The 14,408-nt window shown below is 72.3% G+C and carries 14 protein-coding genes; 10 read left to right on the forward strand and 4 right to left on the reverse strand.

The annotated features are described in order from the left end of the window. Positions 1–46: 46 nt before the first annotated feature. Both ABGB11_RS00200 and ABGB11_RS00205 read left to right on the forward strand, forming a co-directional pair. Positions 47–703, forward strand: a complete 657-nt coding sequence (locus ABGB11_RS00200; protein ID WP_207933348.1) for a response regulator transcription factor — start codon at positions 47–49, stop codon at positions 701–703. Between the two features lie 105 nt (positions 704–808). Next, positions 809–2,011 (forward strand): crosslink repair DNA glycosylase YcaQ family protein, encoded by a 1,203-nt coding sequence (locus ABGB11_RS00205; RefSeq protein ID WP_347627453.1) that lies wholly within the window; start codon positions 809–811, stop codon positions 2,009–2,011. Positions 2,012–2,017: 6 nt separating this feature from the next. On the opposite strand, the gene ABGB11_RS00210 is transcribed toward ABGB11_RS00205, so the two are convergent. Then, positions 2,018–2,356 carry an HGxxPAAW family protein gene (locus ABGB11_RS00210; protein ID WP_347627455.1) on the reverse strand — a complete coding sequence of 113 codons (339 nt, stop codon included), beginning with the start codon at positions 2,354–2,356 and terminating at the stop codon, positions 2,018–2,020. Between the two features lie 184 nt (positions 2,357–2,540). Between ABGB11_RS00210 and secA the strand changes: the two genes are divergently transcribed. Next, positions 2,541–5,423: a preprotein translocase subunit SecA gene (gene secA, locus ABGB11_RS00215; protein ID WP_347627457.1), complete on the forward strand. Its 2,883-nt coding sequence runs from the start codon at positions 2,541–2,543 to the stop codon at positions 5,421–5,423. Positions 5,424–5,470: 47 nt separating this feature from the next. Here secA and ABGB11_RS00220 read toward each other — a convergent pair whose 3' ends face one another. From ABGB11_RS00220 to ABGB11_RS00230, 3 genes are all read right to left on the reverse strand, one after another. Beyond that, the gene (locus tag ABGB11_RS00220; RefSeq protein WP_347627459.1) at positions 5,471–5,944 is read right to left on the reverse strand and encodes an Rv3235 family protein; all 474 of its coding nucleotides are present in this window, start codon (positions 5,942–5,944) and stop codon (positions 5,471–5,473) included. A 299-nt stretch (positions 5,945–6,243) separates the two neighbouring features. Further along, on the reverse strand, positions 6,244–7,620 hold the full coding sequence (locus ABGB11_RS00225) for a PTS transporter subunit EIIC (protein WP_347627461.1): 1,377 nt from the start codon (positions 7,618–7,620) through the stop codon (positions 6,244–6,246). Between the two features lie 21 nt (positions 7,621–7,641). Then, a complete protein-coding gene (locus tag ABGB11_RS00230; RefSeq protein ID WP_347628529.1) occupies positions 7,642–8,376 on the reverse strand; it encodes a GntR family transcriptional regulator in 735 nt (244 codons plus the stop codon). A gap of 450 nt (positions 8,377–8,826) precedes the next feature. Between ABGB11_RS00230 and nagA the strand changes: the two genes are divergently transcribed. Genes nagA through ptsP form a run of 7 tightly spaced genes read left to right on the forward strand, consistent with a single transcriptional unit; the run spans position 8,827 to position 14,395 of the window. Further along, complete coding sequence (gene nagA, locus ABGB11_RS00235) at positions 8,827–9,987, forward strand: N-acetylglucosamine-6-phosphate deacetylase (RefSeq protein ID WP_347627463.1); 1,161 nt, start codon at positions 8,827–8,829, stop codon at positions 9,985–9,987. After that, on the forward strand, positions 9,984–11,024 hold the full coding sequence (locus tag ABGB11_RS00240; protein ID WP_347627465.1) for an SIS domain-containing protein: 1,041 nt from the start codon (positions 9,984–9,986) through the stop codon (positions 11,022–11,024). Before nagA ends, ABGB11_RS00240 begins: the two co-directional genes overlap by 4 nt. A gap of 14 nt (positions 11,025–11,038) precedes the next feature. Then, positions 11,039–11,272, forward strand: a complete 234-nt coding sequence (locus ABGB11_RS00245; protein ID WP_347627467.1) for a glucose PTS transporter subunit EIIB — start codon at positions 11,039–11,041, stop codon at positions 11,270–11,272. A gap of 18 nt (positions 11,273–11,290) precedes the next feature. Further along, positions 11,291–11,740 carry a PTS glucose transporter subunit IIA gene (locus tag ABGB11_RS00250; protein WP_347627469.1) on the forward strand — a complete coding sequence of 150 codons (450 nt, stop codon included), beginning with the start codon at positions 11,291–11,293 and terminating at the stop codon, positions 11,738–11,740. Positions 11,741–11,744: 4 nt separating this feature from the next. After that, a complete protein-coding gene (locus ABGB11_RS00255) occupies positions 11,745–12,425 on the forward strand; it encodes an HAD family phosphatase (RefSeq protein WP_347627471.1) in 681 nt (226 codons plus the stop codon). 16 nt (positions 12,426–12,441) lie between these two features. Continuing rightward, positions 12,442–12,714: an HPr family phosphocarrier protein gene (locus tag ABGB11_RS00260; RefSeq protein ID WP_347627473.1), complete on the forward strand. Its 273-nt coding sequence runs from the start codon at positions 12,442–12,444 to the stop codon at positions 12,712–12,714. 13 nt (positions 12,715–12,727) lie between these two features. Beyond that, positions 12,728–14,395, forward strand: a complete 1,668-nt coding sequence (ptsP, locus tag ABGB11_RS00265; protein WP_347628531.1) for a phosphoenolpyruvate--protein phosphotransferase — start codon at positions 12,728–12,730, stop codon at positions 14,393–14,395. Positions 14,396–14,408 lie beyond the last annotated feature (13 nt).

Consider the following 14,408-nt stretch of genomic DNA (forward strand, 5'->3'; position numbering starts at 1 on the left):
GTCCGGCGCCGGCGCCACCCCCGCCGACCGGGAGGCGGCCGACCCCATCCGCGTGCTCATCGTCGACGACCACGCGCTGTTCCGCCGGGGCCTGGAGATGGTCCTGCAGGGTGAGGACGACATCGAGGTCATCGGCGAGGGCGGCGACGGGCACGAGGCCGTGGAGATGGCCGGCGACCTGCTGCCCGACGTCGTCCTGATGGACATCCGCATGCCGCGCCGCAGCGGCATCGAGGCCTGCACCGCCATCAAGGACGCCGCGCCCAGCGCGAAGATCGTCATGCTGACCATCAGCGACGAGGAGGAGGACCTCTTCGAGGCGATCAAGGCCGGTGCCAGCGGCTACCTGCTCAAGGAGATCTCCATCGACGAGGTCCCGCAGGCCGTCCGCGCCGTGCACGGCGGCCAGTCGCTGATCAGCCCGTCGATGGCGTCCAAGCTCATCACCGAGTTCGCCGCGCTGGCCAAGCGCAGCGAGGAGCGCACGCAGCAGGTCCCCGCGCCCCGCCTCACCGAACGCGAGATGGAGGTCCTGCGCCTCGTCGCCCGGGGCCTCGGCAACCGCGAGATCGCCCGCGAGCTCTTCATCTCCGAGAACACCGTGAAGAACCACGTCCGCAACATCCTGGAGAAGCTCCAGCTCCACTCCCGCATGGAGGCCGTGGTCTACGCCGTCCGCGAAAAGCTCCTGGAGATCACCTGACCCCACCGGGCAAGGCCCACCGATCTACTCCGCTGCCAGGCCGGTCGGCCGGGGAAGGCGACCGGTAAAGCGGGTTTGTCGGTGTTGTGTCGTAGCATCGCGGGCGTGGTGGAACTCAGTGCGGACGAGGCGCGGCGGCTCCAGTTGCGGGCCCAGGGGTTTCTGGGGGCGTTCCCGAAGGGGGGCGTGCCGGCGGTTCTGGAGCGGCTCGGGGCCGTTCAGCTCGACACGATCTCGGTTCTGGCGCGGTCGCACGAGCTGGTGCCCTACGCGCGGCTCGGGCCCGTGGGGCGGAACAAGGTCGAGGCCGCGTACTGGGGCAACGGTTCGGCCGGTCGTGAGAAGCGTCGTCCGGAGGCGTTCGAGTACTGGGCTCACGCGGCGTCCATCATCCCGATGGCCGACTGGCCGCTGTTCGCGTTCCGCCGCCGGGCCTACGTGCGGCGGGGGTGGCGCTGGCACAAGGTCCCCGAGGGCGTCTGCGACCAGATCCGGACCCGCCTCAAGGAGGACGGGCCGCTCACCACCAAGGAGCTCGGCGGCGCGAAGGCGAGCGCCGAGTGGTGGGACTGGAGCGACCACAAGATCGGCATCGAGTGGCTGCTCGACATCGGCGAGGTCGTGTGCGTGGAGCGGGCCGGGTGGCGGCGGGTGTACGACCTCGCCGAGCGGGCCGTCCCGCCGGAGCTGCTGGCTCGGGAGCCGGACGACGACGCCTGCCTCACCGCCCTCGTCGCCCGGGCGGGGCGCGCCCTCGGGGTGGCCACCCGCGGCGACCTGGCCGACTACTACCGGATCAAGCAGGACCAGGTCGACGCCGTGATCGAGGCGACCGGGCTCGTCCCGGTCGAGGTCGCCGGATGGCCGCAGCGGGCCTGGGCCGACCCCGGCGCCCTGCACGCGCCGCCCAGGGGCAGGCACGCCACCACGCTCCTGTCGCCGTTCGACTCGCTGGTCTGGGACCGCGCCCGCGCTTCACGCGTGTTCGGCTTCGACCACCGTCTGGAGGCGTACGTGCCGAAGGGCAAGCGCGTCCACGGCTACTTCGCGATGCCGCTGCTCGCCGGGGGCCGCCTCATCGGACGGGTCGACCCCGCCAGGGAGGGGCGCGCCCTCATCGCCCGCCAGGTCACCATGGAGCCGTGGGCGACGCGCACGGCCGCGCGGGCGGAGTCGTCGGTGGCGGCCCTGGCCACGGCCCTCTGGCGCGCCGCCTCGTGGGTCGGGTGCGACGACGTGCGCGTGGAGCGGACCGAGCTGGCGTCCCCCCTCGTCGACGCCGCCCTGAGGGCCGCCGCTCCCGCCTGACGCGGGTCAGCCGTGGGGGGCCTGCTGGGTGTCGGTGGCGACGGGCGTGTCGATGACCTCGCCGGCATCACCGCCGCGCCGCTTGTCCGAGCGCGAGCCGAACAGCGAGTAGTCGACGATCTCGGGGATGACGCGGGGGGCGTCCACGACGACGTCCGAGAACAGGTGGACCATCCAGCTGACGATCATGCCGATGACGATGACGCCCGCGCCGGCGTAGAACAGGATCCAGTTCGGGCCGAGGCAGAGCGCGACGCCGCCGATGACGAAGCCGGCGAAGATGACGGTGACGGCGATCCACGAGCCCGGCCGCCCGGCGTGCGATCCGTGCGACTCTTCGGACATTGCGCCTCCCCTCCTGAGGTGTCAGGAATCTTTCTCCGTGACCCGGAAGGTCAAACGGAACGCGCGGTGGATTGCGCTTCGGAGTGACCTAGACCATTCTGAGTCTGGCCTACGATGGGCATCGTACGTGTGGTGTGCGCGCCGCCTGGAGCGGTGAACCACGATCTGCAAGGAGCCTTCGAGAGTGCCGCCAGTCATCGACAAGATCCTTCGTGCGGGCGAGGGAAAAACCCTGCGCAAGCTCAAGAAGCTCGCGGATCAGGTCAACTCGATCGAGGAGGACTTCCTCGAGATGAGCGACGCCGAGTTGCGCGAGCTGACCGACAAGTACCGGGAGCGTCTCGCCGACGGCGAGACCCTGGACGACCTGCTGCCCGAGGCGTTCGCGACCGCCCGCGAAGCCGCCAAGCGCGTCCTCGGCCAGCGGCACTACGACGTCCAGGTGATGGGCGGTGCCGCGCTGCATCTCGGCAACATCGCCGAGATGAAGACGGGTGAGGGCAAGACCCTGACCTGCGTGCTCCCGGCCTACCTGAACGCGCTGTCCGGCGACGGCGTGCACGTGGTCACGGTGAACGACTACCTGGCCAAGCGCGACGCCGAGTGGATGGGCCGTATCCACCAGTTCCTCGGCCTCGAGGTCGGCGTCATCCTCCCGCAGATGACCCCGGACGAGCGCCGTGCGGCCTACAACTGCGACATCACCTACGGCACGAACAACGAGTTCGGGTTCGACTACCTGCGCGACAACATGGCGTGGAGCCTGGAGGAGTGCGTCCAGCGCGGCCACAACTACGCCATCGTGGACGAGGTCGACTCGATCCTCATCGACGAGGCCCGGACCCCGCTGATCATCTCGGGTCCGGCCGAGCAGAACTCCAAGTGGTACTCGGAGTTCGCCAAGATCGTCCCGCGGCTGAAGCGCGCCGAGCTGATCAGCACGGCCGGGCAGGTGGACGAGTACGGGCCCGGCGACTACGAGGTGAACGAGAAGAAGCGCACGGTCGGCATCACCGAGTCCGGCGTGGAGAAGGTCGAGGACTGGCTCGGCATCGACAACCTCTACGACTCGGTGAACACGCCGCTGGTGAGCTTCCTCAACAACGCGCTGAAGGCCAAGGAGCTGTACAAGCGCGACAAGGACTACGTCGTCATGAACGGCGAGGTCCTGATCGTGGACGAGTTCACCGGCCGCATCCTGCACGGCCGCCGCTACAACGAGGGCATGCACCAGGCCATCGAGGCCAAAGAGGGCGTGGCGATCAAGGACGAGAACCAGACGCTCGCCACGATCACCCTGCAGAACTACTTCCGCCTCTACGGCAAGCTGTCCGGCATGACCGGCACCGCCGAGACCGAGGCGGCGGAGTTCAACAAGACCTACAAGATCGGCGTGGTGCCGATCCCGACGAACAAGCCGATGATCCGCGAGGACGTCGCGGACGTCGTCTACAAGACCGAGCAGGCCAAGTTCGAGGCCGTCGTCGACGACATCGCCGAGCGGCACGAGAAGGGCCAGCCGGTCCTGGTCGGCACGACGTCGGTGGAGAAGTCCGAGAAGCTGAGCAAGATGCTCAAGCGGCGCGGCATCCCGCACCAGGTGCTGAACGCCAAGCACCACGAGCAGGAGTCCGCGATCGTCGCGGAGGCGGGCCGCAAGGGCGGCGTGACCGTCGCGACGAACATGGCGGGCCGCGGCACCGACATCATGCTCGGCGGCAACCCCGACTTCCGCGCCGACCTGGAGCTGCACCAGCGCGGGCTGTCCCCGCTGGAGACGCCCGACGAGTACGAGGCGGCGTGGCCGGAGGCGCTGGAGAAGGCGCAGGAGGCCGTGAAGGGCGAGCACGAGGAGGTCGTCGACGTCGGCGGCCTGTACGTCCTCGCGACGGAGCGGCACGAGTCGCGGCGCATCGACAACCAGCTCCGCGGCCGGTCCGGCCGGCAGGGCGACCCGGGCGAGTCCCGGTTCTACCTGTCGCTGGAGGACGACCTGATGCGGCTGTTCAACTCGGCCCGCGTCGAGGCGATCATGACCCGGCTGAACATCCCGGACGACGTGCCGATCGAGTCCAAGATCGTCACGAACGCGATCAAGTCGGCGCAGAGCCAGGTCGAGCAGCAGAACTTCGAGATGCGCAAGAACGTCTTGAAGTACGACGAGGTGCTGAACCGGCAGCGCAAGGTCATCTACGCCGAACGCCGCAAGGTGCTGGAGGGCGAGGACCTGGGCGACCAGGTCCGCAACATGATCGACGAGGTCGTCGCGGGCTATGTCGCGGGCGCCACCTCCGAGGGCTTCGCCGAGGACTGGGACCTCGACAAGCTGTGGCAGGCGTTCGAGAAGCTCTACCCGATCTCCGTCACGGTGGACGAGCTGGTCGAGGAGGTCGGCGGCGACATCTCCGGCCTGGACGCCGAGACCCTCGCCGCGAGGATCCGCGAGGACGCGCGGGCGGCCTACGACAAGCGCGAGGAGGAGCTCAGCTCGGACGTCATGCGCCAGCTGGAGCGCCGGGTCGTGCTGAACGTCCTCGACCGCAAGTGGCGCGAGCACCTCTACGAGATGGACTACCTCCAGGAGGGCATCGGCCTGCGGGCCATGGCGCAGCGCGACCCGCTGGTGGAATACCAGCGCGAGGGCTTCGACATGTTCAACGCGATGCTCGACGGCATCAAGGAGGAGTCGGTCGGCTACCTGTTCAACCTGGAGGTTCAGGTGGACGAGCAGCCGGAGGAGCCCGCCGTCGGCGCCGCGCCCGTCTCGGTCTCCAAGTCGTCCTCCGCGGTCGACCTGGAGAAGGACGCCGAGGAGGACGACGCCGAGGACGACGCCGAGGAGCCCAAGGACGCCCCCGCGATCAAGGCGAAGGGCCTTGACGCGCCGAAGCGTCCGAAGAAGCTGGAGTACTCGGCCCCGACCGTCGACGGTGAAGGCGGCGTCGAGCACCACAGCGAGGAGGCCGCGGACGAGTACGCGGGCGTGAACCGCAACGACCCGTGCCCGTGCGGCTCGGGCAAGAAGTTCAAGCGCTGCCACGGCGATCCGCGCAACAAGAACAAGTAGGGCGACGCGAGCGGCCCCCCGCACCGGCGGGGGGCCGCTTTCGCATGTCAGGGGGCGGTCGTCTCCAGCGCCGTGCAGCGCCACCGGCCGCGCGTGTGCTCGAGGCGCAGGGCCAGCGCGTGGACGCGCCCGGCCACGACGGCCACGGCGGCCGTCTCCGCCACGCCCGGGGACGGCCGCTGCGACCGCGCCGACAGCACCTTCGGCGGGACGATCCGCCGTCCGCGCCCGCCGGGAAGCCCGCGCCGCGCGGCCATCTCCCGGCACACGGCGGGGACGGCCACGAGCGACAGCTGGTGCGCGGGACGCGTCCCCGCCAGCACCTCCACGATGAGCCGCACGGCCGCGTCGGCGACGGCCCGGACCTCCGCGTCGACCCCGTCCCCGGGCCGGACGAGCCGCAGCCCCGGCCGGCGCACCGGGTCCGGGGCGGGCCTCAGCGCCAGCGCGCCGCGCGTGGCGGGCGCCGCCGGACGGTAGTGGACGAAACGAACCGCCGCGGGATCGACCGGACGTCCCATGCAAGCCTCCTGATCTCGTTTCCCACAGGAGCACTGGGATCGTCTGGAAATACGTCGTGGCCGCATGAGGCCGTCCGCGCGGACCCGGCACCGCCGGAGAGCACGAGCGCCGGAGAGCACGGGCACCGGAAAACACGAAGGCGGCGGGACGCGGATGGTGCGTCCCGCCGCCCTTCGGTGCGAGTCCCGGGCCGGGTGCGGGGAAGCCCGGGACTCGTGGGAGCCGGACCGGTGCGCCGACCGGCCCGAGGTGGGGCGCCGCGAAGGGGAGGAGGGGTCCGCGGCGCCCCGGAGGAGGGTCAGCCTTCGGCCGGAGCGTCCTGCGCTCCGGCCCCCTTCTTCGACATCTTCCCGCCGCCGGCGTCGCTGGCCGCGAGCTCCGGGCTGGCGGCCGGGTCGGCGGCCACCGACTCCTCGCCCTCCGGTTCCCGGCCCGGCGTCGCGAAGTTGAACTTCGTGATCAGGAATCTGAAGATGAAGTAGTAGAGGAAGAAGTACAGGACGCCCATGCCGAGGATGAGCGCCAGTCCTTCGGTGTTGTCCTTGCGGGCGTTGAGCAGGAGGTCGATCAGGCCGGCGGAGAAACTGAACCCGAGCTGGGCGCCGGCGGCCTCCAGGATGGCCATCGAGATGCCCGTGAGAATGACGTGCACCACGTACAGGACGGGCGCGACGAACATGAACGCGAACTCGATCGGCTCGGTGACACCGGTGATGAACGCGGTCAGCGCGGCGGAGATCATGATGCCGCCGACCGCGGAACGGCGGTGCTTGGGCGCGGAGTGCCAGATCGCGAGCGCCGCGCCGGGCAGGCCGAACATCAGCACCGGGAAGAACCCGGCGAGAAAGCCGCCCGCGTCGGGGTCGCCGGCCAGGTAGCGGTTGATCTCGCCGTGCACGACGCCGTCCGGCCCTTGGTAGTCGCCGAACACGAACCAGATGAGCGAGTTCGGGATGTGGTGCAGGCCGAACGGGAGCAGCAGCCGGTTGACGACGCCGTAGATGCCCGCGCCGGCCGCGCCCGCGCCGGTGAGCCAGTTGCCGAAGTCGGTGAGCCAGCTGCCGAGCACCGGCCAGACGAAGCCGATCACGATGCCGAGGGCGAGGCCCGCGACGGCGGTGATGATCGGGACGAACCGGCGGCCGCCGAAGAACGCCAGCCAGGTCGGCAGCTTGATCCGGTAGTACCGCTGGTAGAGCAGCGCCGCGATGACGCCCATCAGGATGCCGCCGAGCACGTCCGTCGGGTTCTTGGCGCCCCAGTCGATGACCTGCGCCTGCGCCCCGTCGGTGACCTTGGTGATCAGGACGTTGCCCTGCAGCTCGTCGGTGTGCGAGAACATGATCTTGGAGACCCGGTCGAAGACCAGGTAGCCGACCACGGCCGCGAGGGCGGTGGAGCCGTCGGACTTCTTGGCGAAGCCGATCGCGACGCCGACCGCGAAGAGCAGCGGAAGGGCGGCGAACAGCGCGTTGCCGGCCTCGCCCACGATCTCGGCGACCCGGTCCCAGCCGAGGCCGTCGGCGCCCAGCATGTCGGCCTGGCCGAAGCGGAGCAGTAGCGCGGCGGCGGGCAGCACGGCGATCGGCAGCATCAGGCTGCGGCCGATCCGCTGCAGCACCGCGAGGGCGCTCGACCCTCGGCGCGGCGCGGAGTCCACTGTTGTCGCAGTCATCGCGAGGTTCCTCCTCAGGGGTTAGGAGTGCGGCGGGGGGTTTCCGAGGGCCGTGTGGATCTGGTAGCGGTCCGCCCTGTAGGTCGACACGCCCAGCTCGGCGCACACACCTCCGGTGTACGAGCGGCGTTGCAGGAGCAGCACGGCGCTGCCCTTGGTGATCTGCAGGTGCCTGGCGTCGGCGGCGTCGGCCAGGCTGGCGTCGATGGTCTGGTCGCCCGCGTCGAAGACGAGCCCGTAGACCGCTTCGAGGACGCCGTACAGGGAGCGGTCGGCGAGCCTGCGGTCGAGCAGGTCGGGGGCGAGGGAGGCCAGGATGTGCGCGCGTTCGAGGGCCATGGGCTCCCCGTCGGCGGTGCGCAGGCGCTCGATGACGTGGATCGCGGTGCCCGGTTCGACGTCGAAGATCCGGGCGAGGCGCGCGTCGGCGGGGACCGTCCGGCGGTCCAGGTCGATCGCGCCGGGCCGCAGCCCGCGGGCCAGCATGTCCTCGGTGAAGGAGACGAGCCGCAGCGGCATCTCGATCTTGGGCCGGGCGACGAACGTGCCCTTGCCGGGGACGCGGTAGAGCCGCCCCTCGGAGACGAGCTGGTCGACGCCCTGCCGGACGGTCATGCGGGACAGCCCGTAGCGGCCGCACAGCTCGCGCTCCGAGGGGATCGGGGCGTCGACCGGCAGCTCCGCGCTCTCGATGAGGTCGAGCAGGATGGCACGGAGCTGGAAGTACTTCGGTACCGGGCTGTGCGGGTCGATCATCGTCACGAGGGTCCTCGACGGCCGGAGCCGGAACGATGGGGTTCGCGGGTGTTCAGTGGATCGATTGGCTGATTGGGTGGTTTGACGGTTTTCGATTCGATTCGTACTGGTCTAGGCCGGACTAGACCACAGCAGGGAAAGGCATGTCAATGCACGAATTCGTAACGACCCGATCACATGCGGACGACGTCATGATCGGAAAAAGCGCAGGTCAGTCCGGTTTTCCGGAAGGAGCGTCCGGTTTCGCGGGGTCGCCGCCCCATTCCCGCCCGGTCCGGGGGCCGCCGGCCGGGCTCCGCCGATCCAGGGCCTCGGCGACTTTCGGCCGACATCTTCAGCTCCATCCGATTCGTGGAGTATGGTGCGTACGGTACTGGTCTAGTCCGGACTAGACCAGTTGGAACCCGGAGGAACGACCCGCGATCACCGCGTCACGGAGAGTGCGCCCCCATGACATCACTGCTGGTCACGGCCCATCGCATGATCATCACCCCCGCGGGCAGTCCTACCCGTGTCGTCTCCCCGGGATACGTGCGCGTCGAGGGCGGCGTCATCGCCGAGGCCGGCGAGGGGCCCCCGCCCGGCGCCCCCGACACCGAGCTGCCCGACGGCCTCCTCGCGCCCGGACTGGTCGACCTCCAGGTGAACGGCTTCTTCGGCCACGACATGGCCGACGCGGACGAGTCCGGCTGGCACACCGTCGTCTCCCGCCTCCCCGAAACGGGCGTGACCGCGTTCCTCCCCACCTTCATCACCGCGCCCGTGGCGGCGCAGGCCGAGGCCCTGCGGCGCACCCGCGACCTGCTGCCCGGCCTGCCGCCCGGGACGCGCGTCCTCGGCGTGCACCTGGAGGGCCCGTTCCTGTCGGAGAAGCGCAAGGGCGCGCACAACGCGGCCCACCTGACCGACCCCGCGCCCGAGGCGATCAGGACCCTGCTGGAGACCGGCCTGGTCAAGCTGGTCACGCTCGCCCCGGAGCGGGACGGCGCGCTCGACGCGATCCGCACGCTGACCGAGGCGGGCGTCCTGGTCAGCGTCGGGCACAGCGACGCCACCGCCGCGCAGGTCTCCGCCGCCGCCGGGGCCGGGGCCCGCAAGGTCACCCACATCTTCAACGCGCAGAGCGGCGTCCACCACCGCGACCCGGGCGTCGCCGTGCAGGCGCTCGTCGACGACCGGCTCAGCCCCGGCCTCATCCTCGACCTGCACCACGTCTCGGCCCCGGTCGCCGAGCTGGTGTTCCGGGCCGCGGCGGGACGGGTCGTGCTCGTCACCGACGCCGCCTCGGCCGCCGGGATGCCGCCCGGCACCTACGACCTCGGCGGCGAGCCCATCACCATGCCCGAGGAGGGCCCGCCGCTGCGCGCCGACGGCACCATCGCCGGGTCCGGCCTCCGGCTGGACGAGGCGGTCGGCAACGCGATCGGCCTCGGCATCGGCGAGGCCGCCGCGGTGGACGCCGCGACCCGGGTCCCGGCCGACCTGATCGGGCGGCCCGACCTCGGCCGGATCGCACCCGGCGCCGCCGCCGACCTGGTCTGGCTGGGGCCGGACCACCGGGCGCGTACCACCTGGGTCAACGGGCAGAACGTCTTCGGAGGGGGATCATGACCAGTCAGATGCGCGCCGAGATCGGCGAGCAGCCGGACGCGCTGCGCCGGACGATCGACGCGCTCCTCCCGCGCACCGCCGACATCGCGACGCTGGCGCGGGAGACCCGGCAGGTGCTGTTCATCGCGCGCGGCTCCTCCGACAACGCCGCGGTGTACGGGCGCTACCTCGTGGAGGCGCACGCCGGGCGGCTGGCCACACTCGCCGCTCCGTCCATCGCGACGACCTACCGGCGCCGGCTCGACCTGGACGGCGTGCTGGCCGTGGCGATCAGCCAGTCCGGCAAGACCGAGGAGATCGTCGAGACCCTCGACTGGGCGACGGACTGCGGCGCGCGGGCCGTCGCGGTCACCAACGGCGCCGGGTCCCCGCTCGCCGAGGCCGCCGAGGTCGCGCTGGTGACCGGCGCGGGCGAGGAGATCGCCGTCCCGGCCACCAAGACCTACACCACCCAGCTCGCCGCGCTGTCGGTGCTCGGCCTCGGTCTCGGCGCGGACGTCGCGGTGGACGAGCTGCGCCGCGTCCCCGACGAGGTCGCCCGCATGATCGAGCAGACCGAGGCGTCCGACGCCCTCCCGGAGATCGTCGAGGAGCTGGCGAAGGTCCCGGGCGCGGTGGTGTCCGGGCGCGGCATCGCGTTCGGCACCGCGCTGGAGCTCGCGCTGAAGCTGAAAGAGGCGTGCTACCTGCACGCCATGGGCCTGTCGTACGCCGACCTCCTGCACGGCCCGATCGCCGTCGTGGACGACCAGACCCCCGCGCTGCTGGTCGCGGCGGACTCCGGCCCGACGCTGGCGGGTACCGTGGCGCTGGCCGCGCGGGTCCAGGGCGCGGGTGCCCGCGCCTTCGGCGTCGGCGGCGGCTCCGAGCTGGCGCGGGCGTGCTCGGCCGCGCTGCCCGGCCCCGGCCTGCCCGAGTGGGTGGCGCCGCTGGGCCTCATCGTCCCCGGCCAGATCATGGTCGAGAACCTGGCCCGCCGGCTCGGCGTCGACCCCGACGTCCCGCGCGGGCTGAACAAGGTCACCCAGACCGACTGAGAAGAGAGAACAGCATGGACAAGGCCGAGGCCATCATCGCGGCGCTGGGCGGCGCCGGCAACATCGTCGAGATCGAGCCGTGCGCGACCCGGCTGCGCACCGAGGTCTCCGACGCCGGCAAGGTCGACGAGGCGGCGCTGAAGAGGGCGGGCGCGCACGGCGTCATGCGCAGCGGCTCCGTCGTCCAGGTCGTCGTGGGCCCGGAGGCGGACACCATCGCCAGCGACATCGAGGACATCCTCGACTGACCCCCGAGGGGACCCCCAATGACCCGAGTACTCTCACCCGTCGCCGGGCGGGTCGTCGGCCTCGCCGGCGTCCCCGACCCGGTGTTCGCCCAGGCCATGGTCGGGCCGGGCACGGCGGTCGACCCCGAGCGCGGGCGCGGCCCCGCCCTCGCCCCGGTCGCCGGGAAGATCGTCAAGCTGCATCCGCACGCGTACGTCGTGGTGGACGAGGAGGGCCACGGCGTCCTCGTGCATCTCGGCATCGACACCGTCAAGCTGAAGGGGCAGGGGTTCGAGCTCCTCGCCGCCGAGGGTGACGAGGTCAGCGCCGGCCAGCCGGTCGTCGGGTGGGACCCGGCCGTGATCGAGGCGGGCGGGCGCTCGCCGATCTGCGCCGTGGTCGCGCTGGACGCGGGCGCCGACGCCCTGTCGGACGTGGTCGAGTCGGGCGAGGTGACCAAGGGGGACGAGCTGTTCACATGGAGCTGAGCGCATGGCGGTGATCGGCCTCGGCGCGGCCGTGTTCGACCTGGACGGGACCCTCATCGACACCGAGCCCCGCAACCGGGTGATGTGGTCGCGGCTGTTCGAGGCGCACGGCGTCCCGCACGACGAGGCGCTGATCGCCTCGTTCGCGGGGCGCCGCGGGCAGGAGGTCCTGGAGGACCTCGCGCACCTGTTCCCCGGCCGGACGGTCGAGGCGCTGTTCGCGCAGGCGCTGTCCTACGGGTCGGTGCCGGGGCTGCCGCCCGCCGTGCCCGTCCCCGGCGCCGTGGACCTCGTCCGGTCCCTGGCGGACGCGGGCGTGCCGCTGGCGGTGGTGACGTCCGGGCAGCGCGACTACGCCGAGGGGCTGCTCGCCGGGCTCGGCATCCGCGACCTGCTCGACATCGTGGTGACCGCCGGGGACGTCGTCACCGGCAAGCCGCATCCGGAGGGGTACCTGGCCGCCGCGCGCGACCTGGACGTCCCGCCGCAGGAGACGATCGGGTTCGAGGACGCCCCCGCGGGCGTGGCGGCCGTGAAGGCCGCGGGCATGACCTGCGTGGGCGTCATCACCACGCAGCCGGCGGGCGCGCTGGCCGACGCCGACCACGTGGTCGCCGATTTCAAGGAAGTGGACGTCGTGCCGGGCCCCGCGCTGCGGGTGCGCCGGCCCGTCGCCGGGCTATAGCGAGAAGGAGTGTGCGGTGACCGAGCGCAACGTCAAGATCGAGTCCAGGGTGGGGCTGCACGCGCGGCCGGCCGCGCTGTTCGTCCAGACCGCGGCGAAGGCCCCGATGGACGTGACCGTGGCCAAGCGCGGCGGCACCCCGGTGAACGCCAAGAGCATCCTCGCCGTGCTGGGGCTGGACGTGCGGCACGGGGAGGAGGTCGTGCTGTCGGCCGAGGGCGAGGGCGCCGAGGAGTTGCTCGACGGCCTGCAGAAGCTGCTGTCCACGCCGGAGCCAGAGGAGGCCTGAGGTGGACGGGGTGATGCAGGGCGCGGGAGTCAGCCCGGGGGTCGGGTCCGGGCCGGTGCGCGGTATCGCCGGGGCCGTCCCGGAGCCGCCCGCGGGCGCGCGGCACGGCGACGCCGCCGCCGAGACCGACACCGCGCTGGCCGCGCTGGAGGCCGTCGCCGCCGACCTGGAGGAGCGCGGTGAGCGCGCCGCCGCGGCGGGCAACGCCGACGGCCGGGACGTGCTGAACGCGCAGGCGCTGATGGCCCGCGACCCGGGCCTCGCCGACGGCGTCCGCGGCGCGATCGGCGAGGGGACGGCGGCGGCGCGCGCCGTGTTCGAGGCGTTCGGCGTCTACCGGGAGATGCTCGCCGGGGCCGGCGAGTACATGGCCGCCCGCGTCACCGACCTCGACGACATCCGCGACCGCGCGATCGCCCGGCTGCTCGGCCTGCCGGTGCCGGGCGTCCCGGAGTCCGACGAGCCGTTCGTGCTCGTCGCGCGGGACCTCGCGCCCGCGGACACGGCCGTTCTCGACCCGGCGCAGGTCGTCGCGTTCGTGACGGAGGAGGGCGGCCCGACCAGTCACACCGCGATCCTGGCCAGGACGATGGGGGTGCCCGCGGTCGTCGCGCTGAAGGGCGCGACGTCGATCGCCGACGGGACCCGCGTCCTGGTGGACGGCGCCGCCGGGACCGTGCTGCCCGACCCGTCCGACGCGGAGGTGGCCGCGGCGCGGGCCGCCGCCGACGCCCGCGCGTCCGCCCTGCGGGAGTCGACCGGGCCGGGCGCCACCCGGGACGGGCACGCCGTCCCGCTGCTGGCGAACATCGGCGGCCCGAAGGACGTCCAGGCGGCGCTGGAGAACGGGGCGGAGGGCGTCGGGCTGTACCGGACCGAGTTCCTGTTCCTCGACCGCGCGACGCCGCCGTCCGACGCGGAGCAGGAGGAGGCGTACCGCAAGGTGCTGGAGGCGTTCCCGGAGGGCCGCGTGGTCGTCCGGACGCTCGACGCGGGCGCCGACAAGCCGCTGGCGTTCCTGCCCGCCCCCGGCGCCGAGCCGAACCCGGCGCTCGGCGAGCGGGGCCTGCGGATGATGCGGCTGCACCCGGACGTGCTGTCCGCGCAGCTGACCGCTCTCGCCCGCGCCGCGGCCGGGCTGACCGTGAAGCTCCAGGTCATGGCGCCGATGGTGACGGACGCGACCGAGGCCGCCTACTTCGCCGCCGCCTGCCGGGAGGCGGGCATCGAGCATCCCGGCGTCATGATCGAGGTGCCCGCCGCCGCGCTGCGCGCCGGCGACCTCGCGCCGGAGGTGGAGTTCTTCAGCATCGGCACCAACGACCTCACCCAGTACGCGTGCGCGGCGGACCGGCAGATCGGCGGCCTCGCGCACCTCCAGGACCCGTGGCAGCCCGCCGTCCTCGACCTCGTCGCCCCCGCGGCCGGCGCGGGCGTGCCGTGCGGGGTGTGCGGGGAGGCGGCCGGCGACCCGGTGCTCGCGTGCGTGCTGGTGGGCCTCGGCGTGACGTCGCTGTCGATGAGCGCCCCGTCCCTCCCGCTGGTGCGCGCCGCGCTCGCCCGGCACACGCTGGACGAGTGCCGCGAGGCCGCCGCAGCGGCACGGGCCGCCCGCACCGCCGGGGAGGCCAAGGACGCCGCCCGCGCCCGCCTGCCCGGTCTCGCGGACGTCGGGCTGTGACGGGCCGGGGCGC

Origin of the sequence: Actinomadura sp. B10D3 (genome assembly GCF_039871695.1) — a bacterium.
Classification (GTDB): Bacteria; Actinomycetota; Actinomycetes; order Streptosporangiales; family Streptosporangiaceae; genus Spirillospora; species Spirillospora madurae.